This window comes from Armatimonadota bacterium (assembly GCA_031459715.1).
Classification (GTDB): Bacteria; Sysuimicrobiota; Sysuimicrobiia; order Sysuimicrobiales; family Humicultoraceae; genus Humicultor; species Humicultor tengchongensis.
In genome coordinates this window covers 1-20,493 of record JAVKIA010000027.1, presented here as the reverse complement: position 1 = coordinate 20,493, position 20,493 = coordinate 1, and the positions used below count along the sequence as shown (strand labels likewise).

At 70.4% G+C, this 20,493-nt stretch carries 20 protein-coding genes, 1 tRNA gene and 2 rRNA genes; 3 read left to right on the top strand and 20 right to left on the bottom strand.

Going from position 1 to position 20,493, the window contains the following annotated elements; all coding sequences use genetic code 11:
- Window positions 1-137: 137 nt before the first annotated feature.
- The 4 genes from QN152_10095 to ftcD all read right to left on the bottom strand — a co-directional run bounded on the left by QN152_10095 (window position 138) and on the right by ftcD (window position 4,251).
- Entirely contained in the window at window positions 138-1,073 is a 936-nt protein-coding gene (locus tag QN152_10095; GenBank protein ID MDR7539859.1) for a P1 family peptidase, read from the bottom strand.
- 65 nt (window positions 1,074-1,138) lie between these two features.
- Complete coding sequence (locus QN152_10090; protein MDR7539858.1) at window positions 1,139-1,873, bottom strand: biotin--[acetyl-CoA-carboxylase] ligase; 735 nt, start codon at window positions 1,871-1,873, stop codon at window positions 1,139-1,141.
- Between the two features lie 201 nt (window positions 1,874-2,074).
- Window positions 2,075-3,355, bottom strand: coding sequence for an imidazolonepropionase (gene hutI / locus QN152_10085; GenBank protein MDR7539857.1), 1,281 nt, complete (start codon window positions 3,353-3,355; stop codon window positions 2,075-2,077).
- Window positions 3,355-4,251: a glutamate formimidoyltransferase gene (gene ftcD / locus QN152_10080; protein MDR7539856.1), complete on the bottom strand. Its 897-nt coding sequence runs from the start codon at window positions 4,249-4,251 to the stop codon at window positions 3,355-3,357. The genes hutI and ftcD overlap by 1 nt, the downstream gene beginning before the upstream one ends.
- Before the next feature lie 145 nt (window positions 4,252-4,396).
- Here ftcD and QN152_10075 point away from each other — a divergent pair, with 145 nt between their 5' ends.
- The gene (locus QN152_10075; GenBank protein MDR7539855.1) at window positions 4,397-4,957 is read left to right on the top strand and encodes an RNA 2'-phosphotransferase; all 561 of its coding nucleotides are present in this window, start codon (window positions 4,397-4,399) and stop codon (window positions 4,955-4,957) included.
- Here QN152_10075 and QN152_10070 read toward each other — a convergent pair.
- The 11 genes from QN152_10070 to QN152_10020 all read right to left on the bottom strand — a co-directional run bounded on the left by QN152_10070 (window position 4,950) and on the right by QN152_10020 (window position 14,855).
- Window positions 4,950-5,303, bottom strand: coding sequence for a cupredoxin domain-containing protein (locus QN152_10070; GenBank protein ID MDR7539854.1), 354 nt, complete (start codon window positions 5,301-5,303; stop codon window positions 4,950-4,952). The two genes, QN152_10075 and QN152_10070, sit on opposite strands and share 8 nt — an antisense overlap.
- Window positions 5,304-5,383: 80 nt before the next feature.
- Entirely contained in the window at window positions 5,384-5,770 is a 387-nt protein-coding gene (locus QN152_10065) for an ASCH domain-containing protein (protein MDR7539853.1), read from the bottom strand.
- A 73-nt stretch (window positions 5,771-5,843) separates the two neighbouring features.
- Window positions 5,844-7,523: a urocanate hydratase gene (gene hutU / locus QN152_10060; protein ID MDR7539852.1), complete on the bottom strand. Its 1,680-nt coding sequence runs from the start codon at window positions 7,521-7,523 to the stop codon at window positions 5,844-5,846.
- 32 nt (window positions 7,524-7,555) lie between these two features.
- The gene (gene hutH / locus QN152_10055) at window positions 7,556-9,073 is read right to left on the bottom strand and encodes a histidine ammonia-lyase (protein ID MDR7539851.1); all 1,518 of its coding nucleotides are present in this window, start codon (window positions 9,071-9,073) and stop codon (window positions 7,556-7,558) included.
- Window positions 9,074-9,080: 7 nt separating this feature from the next.
- On the bottom strand, window positions 9,081-9,608 hold the full coding sequence (locus QN152_10050) for a hypothetical protein (GenBank protein ID MDR7539850.1): 528 nt from the start codon (window positions 9,606-9,608) through the stop codon (window positions 9,081-9,083).
- A gap of 39 nt (window positions 9,609-9,647) precedes the next feature.
- Window positions 9,648-10,247, bottom strand: a complete 600-nt coding sequence (locus QN152_10045) for an isochorismatase family cysteine hydrolase (protein MDR7539849.1) — start codon at window positions 10,245-10,247, stop codon at window positions 9,648-9,650.
- 21 nt (window positions 10,248-10,268) lie between these two features.
- Window positions 10,269-10,769, bottom strand: coding sequence for an ECF transporter S component (locus QN152_10040; protein MDR7539848.1), 501 nt, complete (start codon window positions 10,767-10,769; stop codon window positions 10,269-10,271).
- Window positions 10,770-10,870: 101 nt separating this feature from the next.
- Window positions 10,871-12,757: an ATP-dependent zinc metalloprotease FtsH gene (ftsH, locus tag QN152_10035; protein ID MDR7539847.1), complete on the bottom strand. Its 1,887-nt coding sequence runs from the start codon at window positions 12,755-12,757 to the stop codon at window positions 10,871-10,873.
- A gap of 83 nt (window positions 12,758-12,840) precedes the next feature.
- Window positions 12,841-14,196: a tRNA lysidine(34) synthetase TilS gene (gene tilS, locus QN152_10030; protein ID MDR7539846.1), complete on the bottom strand. Its 1,356-nt coding sequence runs from the start codon at window positions 14,194-14,196 to the stop codon at window positions 12,841-12,843.
- A gap of 64 nt (window positions 14,197-14,260) precedes the next feature.
- Window positions 14,261-14,337: transfer RNA gene (locus QN152_10025), tRNA-Met, on the bottom strand.
- Between the two features lie 56 nt (window positions 14,338-14,393).
- Window positions 14,394-14,855 carry a BsuPI-related putative proteinase inhibitor gene (locus QN152_10020; GenBank protein MDR7539845.1) on the bottom strand — a complete coding sequence of 154 codons (462 nt, stop codon included), beginning with the start codon at window positions 14,853-14,855 and terminating at the stop codon, window positions 14,394-14,396.
- A 65-nt stretch (window positions 14,856-14,920) separates the two neighbouring features.
- Between QN152_10020 and QN152_10015 the strand changes: the two genes are divergently transcribed.
- Window positions 14,921-15,859, top strand: coding sequence for an NUDIX hydrolase (locus tag QN152_10015; GenBank protein ID MDR7539844.1), 939 nt, complete (start codon window positions 14,921-14,923; stop codon window positions 15,857-15,859).
- Here QN152_10015 and rpoZ read toward each other — a convergent pair whose 3' ends face one another.
- Entirely contained in the window at window positions 15,860-16,066 is a 207-nt protein-coding gene (gene rpoZ / locus QN152_10010) for a DNA-directed RNA polymerase subunit omega (protein ID MDR7539843.1), read from the bottom strand.
- 94 nt (window positions 16,067-16,160) lie between these two features.
- On the bottom strand, window positions 16,161-17,237 hold the full coding sequence (locus QN152_10005) for a type IV pilus twitching motility protein PilT (GenBank protein ID MDR7539842.1): 1,077 nt from the start codon (window positions 17,235-17,237) through the stop codon (window positions 16,161-16,163).
- Between the two features lie 110 nt (window positions 17,238-17,347).
- Between QN152_10005 and QN152_10000 the strand changes: the two genes are divergently transcribed.
- Window positions 17,348-18,547: an MFS transporter gene (locus QN152_10000; GenBank protein ID MDR7539841.1), complete on the top strand. Its 1,200-nt coding sequence runs from the start codon at window positions 17,348-17,350 to the stop codon at window positions 18,545-18,547.
- On the opposite strand, the gene QN152_09995 is transcribed toward QN152_10000, so the two are convergent.
- The 3 genes from QN152_09995 to QN152_09985 all read right to left on the bottom strand — a co-directional run.
- On the bottom strand, window positions 18,501-19,646 hold the full coding sequence (locus QN152_09995; GenBank protein MDR7539840.1) for an FAD/NAD(P)-binding oxidoreductase: 1,146 nt from the start codon (window positions 19,644-19,646) through the stop codon (window positions 18,501-18,503). The two genes, QN152_10000 and QN152_09995, sit on opposite strands and share 47 nt — an antisense overlap.
- A 146-nt stretch (window positions 19,647-19,792) precedes the next feature.
- Window positions 19,793-19,909: ribosomal RNA gene (rrf, locus tag QN152_09990) — 5S ribosomal RNA — on the bottom strand.
- 282 nt (window positions 19,910-20,191) lie between these two features.
- Window positions 20,192-20,493: ribosomal RNA gene (locus tag QN152_09985) — 23S ribosomal RNA — on the bottom strand; the annotation flags it as partial.

Here is a 20,493-nt window from a genome sequence, read left to right as displayed (position 1 = left end):
TCCAGTCCGGCTCCCTCAGGATGCCGGCTTCGCCGCTACCGTACACCGGCCGGTGGTCCCAGTCAATGGCGTGCCTCACCTGTCTCACCTTTTTCGGATCGCCTGCTGTGGGAAGGCCAGAGGGAATGCGCGGAATGCTACAGGGCATTGCTCAGGCGCACGGCGCGGACGACGGCCTGCGCCACCGCCTCCGCCGCCGCCGCCCCCAGTGCCAGGAGGTTGCTCACCGCGTCGCCGCAGCTCAGGGCGAAGACTATGTCTCCGTCGAAGATAGTGTGCGCCGGCGAGATCACCCGGGCCAGCCCGCCCTGGGCCAGACGCGCCAGGCGGTTGGCCTCTGCCTTGGAGAGCAGGGCATTGGTGGCTACCACCACCAGAGTGGTGCTGGTCGCCCTCCGCCGGAAGGGCCGCTCCTCCGCCTGCTGCAGCAGGGCCCGCGCCGTGTCCAGGAACTCACCCGAGGGAGTGCGCGCGCCGGCGATGATCTCCCCCGAGCGTTCGTCGCGCACGTCGCCGAAGGCGTTGACGGCCGCCAGCGCCCCCACCACCACCTCGCCCGCCAGGTCCACCGCGGCCGTGCCGATTCCCCCGCGCATCGCTCCTGCCCCCAGCAGGTGTCCTACAGTCGCCCCTGTCCCCGCGCCCACCGGCCCCTCCGGCACCGACTCTGCGGTGGCCGCCAGGCAGGCCTGATAACCCATCTCCGGCCCGGGACGGACGTCCGCGCGCCCCACCCCCAGGTCAAAGAGGGCGGCGGCCGGGACGATGGGGACCCGGGCCACCCCCGCGTCGAAGCCGACGCCTTGCTCCTCCAGGTAGCGCATCACGCCGTCGGCTGCGGCCAGACCGAAGGCGCTGCCGCCGGTCAGGAGGACGGCGTGCACCCGTTCCACCAGCATTCCCGGCCGCAGCAGGTCGGTCTCCCGGGTGGCCGGCGCCCCGCCGCCCACGTCTACCCCGGCGACGGCGCCCTGGGGACAGAGCACGACCGTGCACCCGGTTTGCGCTTCCGGATCGGTGGCGTGGCCCACGCGAATCCCCGGCACGGCAGTGATACCTCGATGCCCGATCACAGCGTCCACCTCACAGCCCCAGTCCCACAATGCCCAGCTCACACCGTCCACTTCACGACATCATCTCACAGCAGGGTGACGTCGCCGGCGAGCACGCGCACCGGCGCACCCGCAGATCCGGCGACCAGCAGCGCTCCTGCGGCATCGATGTCCACCGCGATCCCCTGGACGACGCGGCCCCCGATGCGCACCCGCACGGGTTGGCCCAGCGTCACGCTGAGCCGCCGCCAGCGGTCGAGCACCTCGTCCCCCCGCCCGTGGCGCAGAGCATCGTAGGCGTGGTCAAGGCCGGCGAGGACGCCGTCCAGCACCGCGTCCAGGTCCACCATGTGACCTACGACCTCCGCCAGGGAGACCGCCGACTTGCGGACGTCTGGTGGCAGCAGCGCCCGGTCCAGGTTGACGTTAACCCCGATGCCCACCACGGCCCAGGGCGGGATCGCTTCCACGAGGACCCCGCCCACCTTCCGCCTCTGCAGCACCAGGTCGTTGGGCCACTTCAGCCCGACAGGCGCGCCGCTTGCGCCCCGCACCCCCTCCGCGGCTCCCACCGCCGCCGCCAGCGCCAGCCTGAGGTCTGCGGGTCGGGGAGGACGCAGGAGGACGGAAAGCCACAGGCCTCCCGGCGGCGACGCCCAGCTCCGGCCCATCCGGCCCCGCCCGGCGGTCTGCTCGCGGGCCACCACGGCCGTCCCCTCCGACGCCCCCTGCTGAGCCAGTGAGCGCAGCAGGTCGTTGGTCGACCCCAGCCGGTCCACCCGCAGCAGTGTGCTGCCCACCAGGCGGGTCCGTGTGCGCACGGCTTCTGCACCTGGGCTCCGGTCAGAAGGTGCCTGCATCGGGTACCATCATATGTCCTCGCGGCGGGCGGTCTGGGCGAGGGACGGGGGCGGTGCGCCTTCGTGGCGCCGGACGGGCGCCGCTGTGGCGAGACCGCCTTCCTGGTTCCACCACGTCAGGGCGTACCGTCCAAACCGTATGGCGCCGGCGGGGCGGAGGTCTCACGACTGCAGGAACCCCGCCCGGCTGGAGTAGACGAGACGGCCGCGCTTGTAGACCTCGTCCACCAGGTTCACGCCGAACTGCATGGCCAGGGCGCGATAGTCGGTGGCGTCCAGGATGACGACGTCCGCCACCTTTCCCGGCTCCAGGCTGCCCACCTCCTCCGCCACGCCGATGGCGTGCGCCGCGTTGATGGTGGCTGCAGCCACCGCCTCAGCCGGCCCCAGGCCCAGGCGCAGCACTCCCAGCGCCGTTGCCATCTGCATGGAGTAGGTGGGGCTGCTACCGGGGTTGAAGTCCGTCCCCAAGGCCACGGCCACGTCCAGGTCGACCATCCGCCGCACCGGCGGTGCGGGCAGTCCCAGGAAGAAGGCGGTTCCCGGGAGAACGACGGCGATGACGCCCGCCGCTGCCATGGCTCGCAGCCCCTCCTCCGCGGCATGCTCCAGGTGGTCCGCCGAGACGGCGCCCACCTGTGCCGCCAGCCGGGCTCCGCCGCTGTTGGAGAGCTCGTCGGCGTGGATCTTGGGGGCCAACCCGTACTCCACTCCCGCCTCCAGGACGGCGCGGCTCTGCTCCACGGTGAACGCTCCCCGCTCGCAGAAGACGTCGCAGAACTCCGCCAGGTCCTCCTCCGCCACCGCTGGCAGCATCTCGTCGATCACCAAGCGCACGTACCCGTCAGCGTCGCCGCTGAACTCGGGGGGAACGGCGTGCGCGCCGAGGAAGGTGGGGACCACGTCGACGTGGTGCAGGGCGCCGATTCGGTGCAGGGCGCGCAGGAGGGTGAGCTCTGACTCGGTGGATAGCCCGTAGCCGCTCTTTGCCTCCACCGTGGTGGTCCCGTGGGCCAGCATCCTGCTCAGGCGGGCCATTCCCACATCCACCAGTGCCTCTTCGGTCATTCCCCGCGTCTGGGCCACAGTGTGCAGAATGCCGCCGCCGCGGGCGGCGATCTCCTGGTAGGTGGCGCCGCCCAGCCGCAGCTCGAACTCCTCCGCCCGCCACCCGCCGAAGAGCAGGTGGGTGTGGGCGTCGACGAAGCCCGGCAGGACTACCCGCCCTGCCGCGTCCACCACCTGCGCCGCCTTGGGCACCGCGTCCCGCACCTCATCCGTGGTGCCCACCTGCACGATCAGGCCGTCGGCGACGGCCAGGGCTCCGTCGCGAATCAGGCCCAGGCGGCCCAGGGCGCTCCCCCTGCGCGGCCCTTCCGCAGGGTGGCCTGCGGCCAGGGTGAGCAGCTCCCCGGCGTGGACGATCAGGAGGTCGGCCGCCATCACTCCAGCAGGCGGACGTCCAGGATCTGCTCGCGCTGGAACTGGCGCAGACGCAGGTAGTAGCGAGCCACGTCCACCAGGGCGTCCAGCGGCACCAGGCCCACGATTTCGCTCTCCGCCACCTGCACGCCAAAACGTTCTGCTTCCCGGCGCACCAGCTCAAAGACGCGGGCCAGCGGCGTGTGGGTGTGGTCCAGCAGGTTCAGCGAGACCTGGGCCTGACCGCTGGCGGCAACCACCCCCATGGCCTGCACATTGACCAAGCCGCCGCTGCTCTCCCGTACGGCGCGGGCGATCTCCCTGGCCACCTCCACCGCCGTGGTGTGCAGGTTGATGTTGTAGGCGATTAGGGGGCGGCGCGCCCCCACCACCGTCGCCCCGGCGGTGGGGTGAGGGTGGGCCTCACCCACGTCCGGCGCCCAGGCGGGATCGGCCATCTTCTCCGCCAGCCCCTCATATTCGCCCTTGCGGATGTCCGGCAGGCGCACGCGCCCGGGTACAGTGGCCGCCTCGGCGTAGAAGTAGACGGGCAGGCGCAGCTCCGCCCACAGGCGTGCCCCCAGGGCCCGCGCCAGTTCCACCGCTTCGGGCATAGTCACGTGGGCGATAGGGACGAAGGGGACCACGTCCACCGCGCCGATGCGGGGGTGCTCTCCGTGGTGCAGGTTCATGTCGATCAGCTCCACGGCGCGGGCGCACAGGGCGAAGGCTGCCTCCCCCACCGCCTGCGGCGGGCCGGCGAAGGTGATCACGGAGCGGTTGTGGCTGGGGTCCGACTGCACGTCCAGCAAGCGCACCCCCGCCGTTGCCTGCACAGCATCCACAACGGCCTGGACGACTTCGGGCCGCCGCCCTTCACTGATGTTGGGCACGCACTCGACTAGCTTCCCGCCCACGCCGCATCCACCGTTGCCGTTGGCCCCAGCGGCATGTCCACCGCACCCGCGTTGAGCCTACACTATGCCCTGGGGGTGCTCAAGCGTGGGCCCAACCGCCAGCCTCGGCGGGAACCTTGACGCATCGCGCGAAGGCTAAGCGGCAATGCGTCCGGAACGGCGCACCCGTCTCAGCAAGTTCCTCTCGCTCATCCTCCGTCACCGGCCGGAAGAAGTCGGGCTCGTGCTGGACCCGCAGGGTCGGGTGCCTCTGGAGGAGTTGCTGCAGGCCCTGCGGGCACACGGCTGGGAGGATCTGCAGGCAGAGGAGGTGGTCGAGGTAGCCCGCCTGGACGCGCGGCGCTTCCAGCTCGAGGATGGGCTGATCCGGGCGCGCTACGGCCACTCCGTCACGCTACAGCAGCCGGGACCGGCGGTCCGGCCCCCGGAGTGGCTGTACTATGCCGTCCCTGCGGCCGACCAGGAGCGGGTGCGAGCCGACGGGCTTCGCCCGCGGCAGCGGCAGCACGTGCACCTCTGCCTCACTCCCCAGGAGGCAGCGCGGCTGCTGGAGAGGCATGGCACGACCGGCGTGGTTCTCGCGGTGCTGGCCCGCCGCGCCCACGCCGCCGGCGTGCCATTCTACCAGGCCACGGATCATCTGTATCTGGCCCCACGGGTGCCCCCGGAGTTCCTCTGCTTCCCCAAGCCAGGCCGCGCTACTTGACGCTGAGCGTGCCCACCATCCCCGCTTCCCGGTGCCCGGGCACGGTGCAGACGATGACGTACTTACCCGCCTTCAACGTAACCCTGACCTGCACGGACTTCCCCGGCAGAATGGCGTCCACTTCCTTCAGGACCTTGCCCTTGGCGTCCTCGATGACAAAGTTGTGCTCCACCGTCCCCTTGTTGACCACGTTGAAGGTGATCTCCCCGGTGGCGGCGGTGACATCCTTGGGCGTCCACTTGAACTCCGTGGCCACAAGCGCCACCGGCCCAGGAACACCCAGCAGGGGAGTGATCGCTGCCAGCCCTGCCGCCACCACCAGGAGAATCACCAAGGACGTACGCATCTCCGTCTCACCTCGCGCATGAATTCACCCGCCTGCCAGTGTACATGACCGGGGAGGAGAGCGCATCCCTTGGGGGGAGCCTACCCCGGGGCGCTCGGGCCGCCGCAGGGGGCTTCCGCCGACTCTTCGATGCGGGAGAAGTGGATCACCGTGACCTCATCGTCCAGGGAGATCTTGCGGCCGTAGATCTTGGCCAGGAAGTCCAGCAGCTCCTCATGACGGCGCAGCTCGGGGTTGTCCCGCTCGATCTCCCGCGGGGTGACCTCGGAGAGGCGCTTGAACTCCACGCGGTCGATGATGGCCGTGGCCACCTTGCGCCGGGTGCCGAAGCGCCTGCCCACCGTCAGCCACACGATCTGTCCCTCCCGGTACTTCTCCCGCTTGTCTCCCAGGCGGATGGTGGCGGTCTTGCGCCCCTGGCGCAGCGCCTCACCGAACACCGACGAGTAAAAGTTGATGGCAAACACGCAGTCTCCCTCCGGCCGCCGGCACGCGCTAGCCTACCCCCGGCGCGAGTGCGCAGAGACTCCGGGCATGCCCCTAACCGGGCTCCCGCCCCGCCGCACCGCGGGCCGACGGCATCTTGATTCCATGTCGCGCTGCCGCCGCCAGCGCCTCGGGATACCCGGCGTCGGCGTGGCGCACTACGGCGGTCCCAGGGTCGGTGGTGAGGACACGCTCCAGTTTCTGGGCGGATAGCGGGGTTCCCTCCGCCACCACCACCTGCCCGGCGTGGATGGAGTAGCCGATCCCCACCCCACCCCCGTGGTGCATGGCCACCCAGGTGGCCCCGGCACAGGCATTCACCAGGGCATTGAGGACGGGCCAGTCGGCGATGGCATCCGAGCCGTCGCGCATCCCTTCCGTCTCCCGGTGGGGAGAGGCCACCGATCCCCCGTCCAGGTGGTCCCGCCCGATGACGATGGGCGCACCCACCTTTCCCTCACGCACCAGCTCGTTGAAGGCCAGCCCTGCCGCAGCGCGCTCTCCGTAGCCCAGCCAGCAGATACGGGCGGGCAGGCCCTGGAAGGGGACGCGCTCCCGGGCCATCCGGATCCAGCGGGCCAGCGCTTCGTCGTCGGGGAAGAGTCGGAGGATGACCCCGTCGGTGGTGTAGATGTCCTGCGGCTCGCCGGAGAGGGCCACCCAGCGGAACGGTCCCCGCCCCTGGCAGAACAGCGGCCGGATGTAGGCCTGGACGAAGCCCGGGTAGGTGAAGGCGTCGGTGAAGCCGGCCTCCCTGGCCTGCCCCCGAAGGTTGTTCCCGTAGTCGAAGACCACGCTGCCGCCGCGCAGGAACTCCACCATGGCGGCGCAGTGCCGGGCGATGCTCTCCCGGGCCAGGCGCACGTAGCGTGCGGGATCCTGCCGCCGCAGCAGTACTGCCTCCTCCGCGGAGACACCAGCAGGGATGTAGCCGCCCAGCGGGTCGTGCGCCGAAGTCTGGTCGGTGACCACGTCGGGGGCGAACCCCGCCCGGACCAGCGCGGGGTGGGTTTCCGCCGCGTTGCCCAGCAGGGCCACCGAGAGAGGCTGCTTCTGGCGGCGCGCCTCCTCCACCCAGCGCAGCGCCTCATCCAGGCGGTCGGTGGCCCGATCCACCCACCCTGTGCTGCGACGGCGGTGGATGCGCGCCGGATCGACCTCCACGACCAGCGCTACCCCCTCGTTCATGGTCACAGCCAGAGGCTGCGCTCCGCCCATGCCTCCCAGTCCCGCCGTGAGCACCACCCGGCCGCGCAGCGACCCGCCGAAGTGCCGCCGCGCCACTGCGGCGAAGGTCTCGTAGGTTCCCTGCAGGATGCCCTGGGTGCCGATGTAAATCCACGATCCGGCGGTCATCTGCCCGAACATGGTCAGCCCCGCCGCCTCCAGCTCCCAGAACTTCTCCCAGGTGGCCCACGCCGGCACCAGCATGGCGTTGCTGATGACCACCCGCGGGGCCCACTCGTGGGTACGGAAAACCGCCACTGGCTTACCCGACTGCACGAGCAGGGTCTCGTCCCCCTCCAGCTCCCGCAGCGCCTGCACCAGCGCGTCGAAGGCCTCCCAGGAGCGGGCTGCCTTGCCCGTCCCCCCGTAGACGATCAGCTCCTCCGGGCGCTCCGCCACCTCCGGGTCCAGGTTGTTCATCAGCATCCGCAGGGCGGCCTCCTGCCCCCATCCCTTGCAGGAGAGCGCCGGACCCCGGGGAGCGCGAACGATCCTGGCTCCTTTCACCGTCAAATCGCCCCCTTTCGCTCCTGCACCACTCACTCCAGCGGGCCGACGGCCTCTTCCGCCGCCTGCAGCAGTATCCCCTGGCGCACCAGGTCGCGGGCCAGGGCCAGATCGCCGGCCAGGACCCGGTCCCGCTCCAGCGGAGGGATCACCTGACGCACCGCCCGGTAGACGGCACGCACGGCCGGTGACGCTTCCTCCGCGCCGCGGAACTCCAGGGCCTGGGCGGCGCACAGCGCCTCGATGCCCACCACCTGTTCCACGTGCTCCACCACCCGGGCCGCCTTGCGCGCGGCGATGCTGCCCATGCTCACATGGTCCTCCTGGTTGCCGGAGGTGGGAATGGAGTCCACACTGGCGGGGTGGGCCAGCACCTTGTTCTCCGCCACCAGCGCCGCCGCCGTATACTGGGCCAGCATCAGTCCGGAATGCAGTCCTCCCGCGCGGGCCAAGAACGGCGGCAGCCCGCTGGACTGGGGGTTGAGCAGCCGATCAATGCGCCGCTCGGCGATGGTGCCCAGGGCGGCCACGGCGATGGCCAGGACATCCAGGGCCAGCGCCACCGGCTGCCCGTGGAAGTTACCCCCGGAGACCACTTTGTCCGCTTCGGGGAAGACCAGGGGGTTGTCGGTGGCGCTGTTGACCTCCGTCTCCACCACCCGCCGGGCGTAGGCGATCCCGTCCCGCGCCGCGCCGTGCACCTGGGGCATGCAGCGAAGGGCGTAAGCGTCCTGCACCCGGTCGGCCGGGCGGGTCAGTCGCGACCCCGCCAGCAACCGCCGCAGGTTGGCCGCACTCCGCTGCTGCCCTTCCTGGGGGCGGACCCGGTGCAGGTCGGCGTCGAAGGCTGCGGGCAGGGCCAGCAGCGCCTCCGCGCTCATTGCACCGGTCACGTCCGCGGTCTTTGCGGCCACCTCCGCGCGCAGCAGGGCCAGCGCCCCCAGCGCGGTCATCATCTGCGTGCCGTTGATCAGGGCCACACCCTCCTTGGCTGCCAGGACCACCGGCTGCAGTCCTGCCTCCCGCAGCGCCTCGGCCGCAGCCCGCACCCCACCTGCCGCGGTCAGCACCTGTCCCTCGCCCATCACCGCCAGGGCCAGGTGCGCCAGGGGCGCCAGGTCGCCGCTGGCCCCTACCGACCCCTGGGAGGGTATCAGCGGGACGATTCCGGCATTGAGCATCGCGATCAGCGTGTGCAGGGTCTCCGGGCGGACCCCGGAGTAGCCCAGGGCCAGGCCGTGGGCGCGCAGCAGCATCATGGCCCGCACCGCCTCCGGGGGCAGGAGCTCCCCCACCCCCGCCGCGTGACTGCGCACGACGTTGGCCTGCATCGCGACCGTCTGCTCCGGCGGGATGGGCACATCCGCCAGGCCGCCCACGCCGGTGGTGATGCCGTACACCGGCCGGCCACTGCGGGCCAGCTCCTCCACCACGGCCCGGGCGCGGAGCACCCGCTCCCCTGCCGCCGGGGCCAGGGCCACCGGGCGGCGGGTGTAGGCCACCGCCCCCAGGTCCTCCAGGGTGAGGCGCTCCCCGATCAGCACCTCCACGGGATCGCTACTTCAGGCGGGAGTCGACGAAGGTCACCCGGATCTCCTTGCCCCGCTCCGCCACCGCCGTGGCCACGGTGGCGCCCCGGTAGACGATGGTCAGGGTGACCTTGCGGATGGCGCCGATGGCCGGGACCTGCGTCCGAATCGGCTCCGGCACCTGAAGGATGACGTCGCTGGCCAGACGGGCCTCGGCCGTGAGGAACTGGCGGGCGCGTTGCGCCCACTGCTGCCGGTCCTTCTCCGCCTCCTCGGGCTTGAAGGTGGCCGATTCAAAGGTGGCGCTCACCGTCCCCGCCGCCGCGTCCAGGGCGACAGCCTTTACCGCCTGCCGGCCGATGATGTTCTCGATGAGGCTTCGCACCAGCACGTCGGGGGGCGGGGGCTTCGTGGCCGCCTCCTGTCGCCGCCGCCAGGCGTAGTCCCAGGCGTACAGCCCGGCGCCGGCCACCACGGCGATGAGGATGAAGATGATGATGGGGACCGGGTTGATCCCGGTCTTCCGGGAGAGCCCTCCCGCCCGCACCCGCGCCACGTTCCACCTCCGGATGCACCGCCCGCAGCGGTGCGGCTGTTATCCCGCGCGGATCGCCTCGCTTGTGGTGATCACCCCGCGGTAGAGGAAGGAGACCTGACGAATGGCCACCTGCAGGTCGAAGGGGGTGATGGCGGAGATGGCGTCCACGGGCAGGATGACCCGGTAGCCCCGCAGGGCGGCGCTGCCCGCTGTGTGCAGCACGCAGATGTTGGCCACGGTGCCACAGATGATCACGCTTTGGACACCCGCCAGGCGCAGCTCGTGGTCCAGGGGCGTGCCGAAGAAGCCGTCGTAGCGCAGCTTCTCCAGAACCCGCTCCCCGGGCTGCGGGGCCAGTTCGTCTACGATCTGCCACCCCCACGTCCCCCGCAGGACGTGCGGCCCCCAGATGGGAAACTCGATGTCCCCCTCCTGGTGCGTGTCCTGGGTAAAGAAAACCCTCATCCCTGCCGCCCGGGCCAGGGCCAGCAGGCGCTGCACCGCGGGAATGGTGGCGGCGGCCGTGGGCACCACCAGGGCGCCGCCCGGCTTGACGAAGTCGTTCTGCATGTCCACCACGACCAGGGCGGTCTGCCGCGGCTCCACCACCACCTCGGGCTGCAGCGTATACTCCGGAGCTTCCACCGTGACCGTCATGGTCGCACCTCCGGGGATGCCTCAGGCCGCGGCGGCGCGGACCAGTGGGCGCAGCGCCGCCACCAGGATCCAGATGACCACCAGGTCCACCACCGTCTCCACCAGCAGCCCGCTCCAGAAGATGGTTACGGCCACCTGGCTCAGCGGCAGCAGCCCCGCTGCCAGGAAGACGGCGATGTTCAGGGCGTGCCCGACGACGATGGCGAAGGCGGCCAGCGGCTGGTTGGCCCGGGCGATCAGCCCGGCCGCCAGCCCCATGAGGGTATGGGGGATGACCGCTCCGAACTCAAAGGCGCGGCTGCCGGTCTCACTGAACAGCGCGTTGATCAGTGTGCCCACGAACCCCACAAGGGCTCCGGCGGTGGGGCCGAAGAGAATGCCGGCGACGACCACGACCACCATGTTGATGGCGATGATCGCTCCCGGCACCATGGGGTTGCGCAGGTACGGGGTGACGAACTGCCCGATGACCACGTACAATGCCGCCAGCACCGCCGCATATGCGATCTGGCGCGTCGACATACACCCGCCCCCTTCCTCCGCAGTAGCTGCTGCCGGAGCTTCCGGGCCCATTCTAGGGAGTGGGCCAGGGAAGGGTCAAATACCAGGCGAACGGGCGAAAGTTACGAAGGCTCGGGCTTTGGCTTGAGCCGCGGCAGCGTCGGCTCCGGGCGCCCGGGTTTGGGCTCGGCGGCGGCTCCGGCGGGCGGGGCCTCCGCTGGGGGCGCCACCGGCGGCTCCACGGGCAGCCCCTGCAGCACCCGCTCCAGCTCCTCCGCCTCCAGGCTCTCCCGCTCCAGCAGCGCCCTGGCCACCCGCTCCAGCTGCTCACGGTGCTCGGTGAGGACGGTCCGTCCCCGCTCGTAGCACTCGTCGATGATGCGGCGGATCTCTTTGTCGATCTCGTAAGCGATCTCCTCGCTGTAGTTGCGACTCTCCACCAGGTCGCGCCCCAGGAAGACGGGGCCGTGGCGCTTGCCCAGGGTGAGCGGCCCGAGCTTCTCGCTCATGCCGAACTCGGTGACCATGCGCCGGGCCAGCTCGGTGGCCTGTTCGAAGTCGTTCTGCGCTCCCGTGGTCACCTCGCCGAAGACGATCTCCTCGGCCACCCGCCCGCCCAGGGCCACAGTGATGCGGTCCAGGATCTCGCTGCGGGTGTAGTTGTACTTGTCCTCGGGCGGGGCAGAGATGACGTACCCCAGGGCCATGCCCCGCGGCAGGATGGTCACCTTGTGCGGCGGGTCGGCGTTGGGCAGCAACTTGGCCAGCAGGGCGTGCCCCCCCTCGTGGTAGGCGGCGATCTCCCGCTCCTTCTGGGAGAGGATGCGGGACTTGCGCTGCGGGCCGGCGATGACGCGCTCGATGGCCTCCTCCATCTCGGCCATGGTGATCTTCTTCTTGTTGCGCCGCGCCGTCAGCAGCGCCGCCTCATTCACCATGTTGGCCAGGTCGGCACCGGAGAAGCCGGGGGTGCGCTTGGCCAGGGCCTCCAGGTTCACGTCCTCGCCCAGCGGCTTGCCCCGCACGTGCACCTCCAGGATGGCCTTGCGTCCCTTGGTGTCCGGGTTGTCCACCACGATCCGCCGGTCGAAGCGGCCGGGGCGCAGCAGCGCCGGGTCCAGAATGTCCGGCCGGTTGGTGGCGGCGATCACGATGATCCCGGCGTTGGGGTCGAAGCCGTCCATCTCCACCAGGAGCTGGTTCAGGGTCTGCTCCCGCTCGTCGTGCCCGCCCCCCAGCCCCGCGCCGCGCTGCCGGCCCACGGCGTCGATCTCGTCGATGAAGACCAGGCAGGGCGCCGACTTCTTGGCCTGGTCAAAAAGATCCCGCACCCTGCTTGCGCCCACTCCGACAAACATCTCCACGAACTCCGAACCGGAAATGGAGAAGAAGGGCACCCCCGCTTCGCCGGCGATGGCCTTCGCCAGCAGCGTCTTGCCGCTGCCCGGCGGTCCGACCAGCAGGACGCCGCGGGGGATCTTGGCGCCCAGCGCCTGGAACTTCTTCGGGTGCTTGAGGAACTCGATGATCTCCTCCAGCTCTTCCTTGGCCTCGTCCACCCCGGCCACGTCATCAAAGGTGACCTTGGGCTTGTTCTCGGTGTGCAGGCGGGCCCGGCTCTTGCCGAAGGACATGGCCTGGTTGCTTCCCGACTGCGCCTGGCGCAGCATGAGCATCCACACGCCCACGATGAGCAGGATGGGCAGCATGGAGGTGAGCAGGTTTGGCCAGAGGGTAGAGCGGGAGCGCGGCTCGTACTTGATGCTCACCCCCTTGGCCGCCAGCAGGGAGAGGGTCTCCTCGGTTACCGGCCCGTAGGTGATGAACTCCTGGTTGTTCTTCAGGTGACCGGTGATCCGTTCGTCGCTGATGGTCACGTCGACGATCTCGCCCTGCTGCACGCTCTTCAGGAAGACGTTGTAGGTGAGCTCCTGGCGGGGGGTGCGCTGCCGGTAGAGCGGCAGGAAGAAGTAGACCACCACCGCGATGATGATGGCCCAGACGATCATGTTGCGAACGTAGCGGTTCAGCACGCCACCCTCCCCGTTTGACTATACACGCTCCGCCCCCGGGGGGAAACCACCTCGGCTCCTCACGCCCGGGGGCGCACGCGCAGACGCAGCACGCGCTGGGTCTGCCCGGTGACCCGGGCCTCCTCGGCCAGACGCCAGCCCACCAGCCACAGGATGGTGCCGGCGCCGTCCACCAGCACCGGAAGGCGCCGGCGGTGCAGGCGCGGCACCTTGGCGTCTGTGAGGAAGTCCCCCACCTTCTTCCTCCCTCGCATGCCCAGCGGGGTGAACCGGTCGCCCGGACGCCACGGCCGCAGCATCAGCGGAAGCCGCACCCGGTCGGCATCCAGGTAGGCAGCGCCGTCACCCAGATCCATCGCTTCGCGTGGGAGGATCGTACTCTCCACGATCAGGCCGAACGGCTTCGCGTCCACCCGCCCCGCTACGGGCAGGACCACCTCTTCCCAGGGCGGGCTCCCCGCGGGGACCAGCAGCAGGTCATCCCCCCGGACCTCCAGCTCCACCCGGGGCAGACTGAGCCGCTGCCCCTCCCTCCCTTCCTCCGCCAGCCGTAGCGCCTCCCGCACGGTTACGAAGCGCAGCTGCCGCAGATTCCCTCCGCATGCGGCCACGGCGCGACGGAGCAGCCGCCACCCCACGGCCGGCGGCTGCGCCGCCAGCACCGCACGACGTACCCGGACACCATCTTCCCCGAGCACCAGTGCCTCGGCCTCCACGGCCGCGGCCGCCGCCGTCAGGGCGGCGTCCTCAGCGGCCAGGAGATCTGCACTGTGCTTCACCTTGTTCTGCCCGTCTGGGATATACCCTGCCAGCGCGGGCAGCAAGTCGTGCCGGACGCGGTTGCGCAGGTGACGCCGGTCCAGGTTCGTCGGATCCTCCCGCCAGGGAATTCCCCGCTCTGTAAGCAGCGCTCGCAGGTCGCGACGCCAGCAGTCCAGCAACGGACGTACCAGAACCACGGCACCCAGCGCCCGCCGGGGCCACATCCCCCCCGGCCGCCCTCCCCGCAGCAGGCGCAGCAACAGCGTCTCCACCTGGTCGTCGGCGGTGTGCCCCACCGCCACCACCCCGCACCCGTGCGCCGCGGCCACGCGCTGCAGGAAGGCGTAGCGGACCTCCCGCGCCGCCGCCTCCAGGGAAAGGTGCTGCCGCCGGGCAAAGGCGCGCACATCCGCCGTCTCACCCACGTACGGCAACCCCCACGCCGCGGCCAGCGCCTGGACGAAGCGGGCGTCCGTCGCCGCATCGGGACGCAGCCCGTGGTTCAGGTGCGCCACGACCAGGCGCAGGTGCAGCACGGCGCCAACCTCGCGCAGCAGGAGCAGCAGCGCCACCGAGTCAGCGCCGCCGGAGACGCCGGTCACCACTCCGTCTCCGGGCGTCAGGAGCCGGTGGCGGCGGATGGTGGCCTCCACGTTCTCCCGCAAGAGGTCGGTGGTGTCGCGCAGAAAAATCGAAGAGCCCCCTTCCGGGCCCACCTGGTGGCGGCGGGGAGACTCGAACTCCCGACTCCGCGGGTATGAGCCGCGTGCTCTGACCAGCTGAGCTACGCCGCCACGTGCCTCATTATAACCGCTGGCGCGAACGGCGGCCACCGGGCGGGGAGGGGGCCTCAGGGAGTGATGCGCAGGAGCAGCGGGGGTGTCTCCAGCATCCCCGCCTGGGAGGTGCGGCCCAGGAAGACGCCTACCAGCTCGTACGTCCCCGGCTCGACGCGGCGTCCCTGCAGGTCGATCTGGCCCCAGGTGGCCTCAAAGGTCAAAGCCTGCCCCGGGCGCAGTGTGACCTCCTGCAAGACCTGCACGAAGGCCCTGTCGTGTGACCAGCGCCAGACCAGCACCCCCCGCTGCCGCACCACCAGGTCGAAGCGCTGCCCCGATGCGAACTCCACGCGCAGGGGTGTCCTTCCGCCGTTGCGCGCGGCCAGGTGCGCCTGTACCGGCTCGCCGACCACGTAGCTGGCCTTGCCCACCCACAGCTCCAGACGCAGAGCGCCGGCAGTCTGGTGCACCGACGGTACGCCCGCGGCGGTGACAAGGGCGGCGACCACGATCCACAGCAGCACCAGCGGCACTGGCGACCTCCCCGGTGGTATGATCCCTAAGACATCATACGGAACGGAAAGGCGGGAGGTTCGGGGTGCCCGAACGGGTGGAGGTTATCGCGCGCGTCGCCGCCGCTGACGCTCAGGGGCGCATCCTGGTGACGCAGCGGGTCGGGCGCGACTACTGGGTGCTTCCCGGAGGGCATGCCGACCCCGGGGAGGCGCTGCCCGCCGCCGCGCGGCGCGAAGCCGCGGAGGAGGCGGGCGTGCCTGTGGAGGTGGGGCCCCTCCTCTGTGTCTGGGAGGTCCTCCAGGGGGAGCGTCGCCTGCTGCAGTGCGCCTTCCTGGGACGGTTGCACGGCGCGGTGGCTGCGGCGGAGACGGTGGACCGGGGACCCAGCGGCGGCGCGCGGCGCAGGTGTCTGGTCGCGCCGGGCGAGCTGGGGACCCTGCGCCTCTTCCCGGCAGCCCTGGCTGCTCCAGGATTCCAGGCCCGCCTCCGCCGCTACCTCCGGGTCCCCCAGAACGCTCGCGATCCCTACCTGGGGATGGAGGGCGCCACACACCTGGCCCTGCCCCATCGGCTCAATGCGCGGGTTATCCTGGCGCAGGAAGGACGGCTGTTGCTGGTGAGCGACGACCGGGAGGCGTTCTGGGTACTCCCCGGCGGCCCGGTGCAGGCGGGGGAGAGGCTGGAGGAAGTCCTGGTACGGGAAACCGCTGAGGAGACCGGTTTCCGCGTCGTCCCGGAGCGGCTGCTCTACCTGGGGGAATTTATCGATGCGCACCTGGGGGAGCACAGGATCGAGGCCTACTTCCTGGGGCAGCCCGGCGGCGGGGCGCTGCGCATGGGCGCCGAGACCGGGTTCTGCGACGTCTCCACTGCGCGATGCGAGGTCACCCGCGCCCGCTGGTTCCCCCGCGACGCCCTGGCCGGCGTTACCGTATACCCGGAGGCGCTGCGCCTCCGCCTGTGGGAGGACCTGGCCGCTCCCACCTCGGATCTCTACCTGGGGGTGGCCCGGCCGGACTGACTACTTGATGCCAGCGCGCGGCGCCTCGTAGCGGATCTTCCCCGCGGCGATCTCCTCCAGCGCCACACTCACTGGGTTGCTGGAATCGACGTCGACCAGGGGCAGGGCGCCTTCTTTCAGCTGCCGCGCCCGCTTGGCGGCGACGATTACCAGCGCGTACTTGCTCTCCACGCGGTCGAGCAGGGCCTCAAGGGGAGGCTTGATCACCTGGCACGCTCCTGATTGCGCTCGCTGGGATGAAAAAGATACGGGCGGATGCCCGGGGGTATTCTAACAGGCAGCGAAGGGTTGTCAATCGGCTCTAGCGCACCGTCGCGGGCCGCCCCCGTCCCAGGAGCTGGTCTAGCTCCTGAGGGTTGGTGGCGCGGGCCGCCGCCTCCTCGTAGCTGACCAGCCCCTCCTCCACCAGCCGGCGCAGGGCCTGGTTGAGGGTCTGCATCCCTTCTCGCGCGCCGGACTGAATCGCCGAGGGGAGCTGGAAGGTCTTCCCCTCGCGGATGAGGTTGCGCACCGCAGGGGTCAGCCGCAGCACCTCCACCGCAGCCACCCGACCGCGGCCGTCGCGCCGCGGCAGCAGCGTCTGGGAGAGCACCCCCTCCAGGGACAGGGAAAGCTGCATGCGCACCTGCTCCTGCTGATACGGCGGGAAGACGTCGACGATGCGCTCCACGGCCTGGGCGGCACTCTGGGTATGCAGGGTGGCAAAGACCAGATGCCCGGTCTCTGCCGCGGTGATGGCTGTGGCGATGGTCTCCAGGTCGCGCATCTCCCCGATGAGGATCACGTCCGGATCCTGCCGCAGCACGTGGCGCAGGGCGTGGGCGAAGGAGTGGGTGTCGCTGCCTACCTCCCGCTGGTCGATGATGCTCTTCTGGTCGTGGTGCAGGTACTCGATGGGGTCCTCGATGGTCACCACGTGGCAGGATCGGTGCTGGTTGATGTGGTTGATCAGGGCGGCCAGGGTCGTGGACTTGCCGCTGCCAGTGGGCCCCGTCACCAGCACCATCCCCCGTGGCAGCTCGGCGAAGCGCTCCACACCCGCCGGCAGGTGCAGCTGGGCGATGGTGGGCACCTGCATGGGGATGGCCCGGATGGCCGCGCCCACGTGGCCCCGCTGCCGGAAGACGTTGACCCGGAAGCGGGAGAGGCCGGGCACGCTGTAGCCGAAGTCCAGCTCCAGCTCCTGGCGGAACGTCTCCCGCTGCGCGTCGGTGAGCATGGACTCGATGAGCGATTGCAGTTCTGCCGGTTCGAAGGGAGGCAGGTCCACCGGGATGAGGTGGCCGTTGATGCGCAGGATAGGGGGATTCTTCACCTTGAGGTGCAGATCGCTGGCATTACGCTCGATGACCATCTTCAGGAGCCCGTGAATCTCCATGAGCACCTCCGTTGACCTGGCCGGCGGCTGCGGCGGAAAGCCTGAGGCTGGCGCCACTGGGGGCTTCCGCCACCGTTTATGCCCGCACCTCGCCGCTCTTAGGCGGCAGGGTGCCGTCGCCGCATGCTACACTCAACCACGTGCCCCCACGTATTCACCTCCTCGGCCTCGCCGCGACCACAATGATCCTGACCATCATGGTGGCTCAGCCGGTCCTGCCCCTCTACCTGCAGGCGCGCGGGCTGCCCACGGTGGAAATGGGAGTGCTGGTGGGGATCATGTCGCTGTCCATCATCGGCACCGAGCTGGCGGCCCTGGCGGTGAGCCGCCGCATCGGCCGGCGAGGGACGATCCTGCTGGGCTCGCTGGGCGGGGCGGCAACTCAGCTGTGGTTCGCCATGGCCGCCACCCGGCTGGAGTGGTACCTCTCCCGCCTGCTCTTCGGCGCATTTCGCGGGCTGCTGTGGCCGGTGCTCTTCGCAGAGGTAGCCGATAGCGCTCCGCCCGGGCGGCACGGGCCCGCGTTCGCCACCTTCTGGCTCTACTTCGGTGTGGGGCTGCTGGCCGGACCCTGGATGGGAGGGTGGCTGGCCGACGCTGCCGGTCTGCGGGCGCCGCTCGTTCTCTCCGCGGCCGTGGCCCTGCTGCCCGTGGCCCTGGGAGGCGCCGTCAGCCCGCAGCGGGATGCCGCCCTCCCCCTGGGAACCTCCCTGCGCGCGCTGGCAAGGCGGGGTGAGGTGCTCTCGGTCTGGACGCTTAACGCCCTGCACACTACCGGCTACGGGTTGTTCTCCACCTTCCTGCCGCTGCACGCCACGGCGCAGGGACTGGACGCATCGCAGGTCGGCCTGCTTTTTGCGGCTGGCTCAGCCGCGTTTGCCGCGGCGCAACTTCCTGCCGGCAGGGCGCTGGAGCGCCGCACCGCGCTGGGGCCCCTGGCCGCAGTCTACCTGGCGCGCGCCGCGGTGATGGCGGCGGTCCCCCTGGCGCACAGTTTCGCCGCGCTCCTGGTCCTCAACGGGCTGGTAGGCATCGTAGGCGCGGCGGTCCCGGCGGCCCTCTCCGCGCGCCTGGCCGCCGTCACCCCGCGAGGGGAGGCCGTGCCGGCCATGGGTGCGCTTAACGCTGCGGCCGACCTGGGTTTCTTCCTCGGCCCCGTCCTGGGAGGCACCGTCGCTGTGCGCGGCCTGAGCTGGCCCTTCCTCCTCACCCTGCCCATCGCCGCGGCGGCCGCCGCACTGCTACGCGCCACCGCCAGCCGGGCTATCCGAACCAGCGCTGCAGGCGCTCCCGCTCGAAGGCTTCCTTAGCCGCCAGGGACTCCGCCGTGGGGTCGGCGACGCGCACGTCCGGCGGGTCGGCGAAGAACCGGCCGTCCACCGTGGTGGCCTTGCCGTCCCCCACCTCGATGAAGCAGTATCCTGCGCCGTCGAAGCGCGCCACAGGCTCCCGCCCCGCCAGGAGGTCGGCCAGGTTACGGGCGACGACCTCACCCTGTCGCTCGGCAAAGACGCCGGCCTTGGGCAGCGCCTGTCCGCCGGCAAGGGGGATCTCCGTGATGTCGCCCAGGGCAAAGACGCGCTCGGCCTTTGTGGCCAGCGTCCGCGGATCGGGACGGATCCACTCCCCGTCCGCCAGGCCGCTGGCCGTGATCGCTTGGGACGGGCGGTGCGGGGGCACGTAGACGACCACGTCCGCCGTCACCTGGCTGCCGTCCGCCAGCAGCACGCGCCTCGCCTCCACCCGCTGCACCTGTGCCCGGGTACGGAAACTGATGCGCCGTGCGGCCAGCGTCCCCTCCACCTGTGCGCACACCGCCGGCCCGGCCACCGGCAGCGACATCGCCTGGGGTGTGAGCACCTCCAGTTCTACGGCGGGGCGACGTCCCGTGCGCCGCAGCAGGGCCTCGATGATGAACGCAGCCTCGTAGGGCGCGGGCGGACACTTGTAGGGCAAACCGGCGATGGCGATGAGGATGCGTCCGCGCTCCAGGTCCCGCAGCCTGTGGCCCAGGGCCTCGGCCTCCTCCGGCAGGTAGAGATTGTAGCCGCCGGCGGCCCCGCCGGGGATCAGGTCGGACCGCGGCTGCGCCCCCAGGGCCACGATGAGGTAGTCGTAGCCCAGGGAATCGCCGTCCACCGCCACCCGCCGACGCTCCGGGTCGATGGCCTCCACCCTCCCCTGGCGGAAGGGGATGGCACGCTCCGGCAGGGTACGCCGGTCCCTGGTGCCCTCCGCCCGAGTTGCCCGCCCGTCCAGGAGCCAGAGCTGACGCAGGCCCATCATGAAATCCGGCGCCGCGTCCACCACCAGCAGATCCACCCGGTCACCCAGCGCCTGGCGCAGCGTGGTGGCCGCGGCCAGACCACCAAACCCACCACCAAGGATCACCACACGAGGAGCAGCCATAGATGCTCAGATCCTCCTCACCCTGGAATATAGACTCGCATCGCAACGATTGACTGGCACCCCAACGATGGCCTCGCACCACAGGCGATAGCTCCGTATGAGAAAACGCGTCGGGGAGAGGCGCCCTGCCTCCCCCCGACGCTTTCTCCCGGCGGCGACCTACTCTCCCACGGCGTTGCCACCGCAGTACCATCGGCCCTGGAGGGCTTAACTGCCGTGTTCGGAATGGGAACGGGTGTGGCCCCTCCGGCATAGCCGCCGGGAATCCGCACAGGGAAGACATAGCTCGAACGTTGGGTACCGCAGGCAGGTACGGCCAGGGCCGGGCGCGATACGCGACACCCAACATCCGAGACTCCACCTCCATCGCGGCCTGATGGGCCATGATGGAGACTCCCGGATGAACCGCCCGGGAACAGCAGATGTCCGCTCCCGCCCAAGACCCGAGGGGTGGACTCACGCACTACTGGCGTTGCGATCACATCCCCTCAGGATCCCGGACAACAGCACACACCGAAGGAGGCTCCGTAGAGCTGCCCCTAAGGGGGCTCAAGCCCTCGTCCGATTAGTACCGGTAGGCTCAACGCCTCTCAGCGCTTACACCTCCGGCCTATCAACCTGGTCATTTCCCAGGGGACTTACCCGGTTGACCCGGTGGGAGACCTCGTCTTGGGGTGGGCTTCGCGCTTAGATGCTTTCAGCGCTTATCCCGTCCGGACATGGCTACCCGGCACGTGCCCTTGGCAGGACAACCGGTACACCAGAGGTCCGTCCACTCCGGTCCTCTCGTACTAGGAGCAGCTCCCCTCAAGTCTCCTGCGCCCGCGGTGGATAGGGACCGAACTGT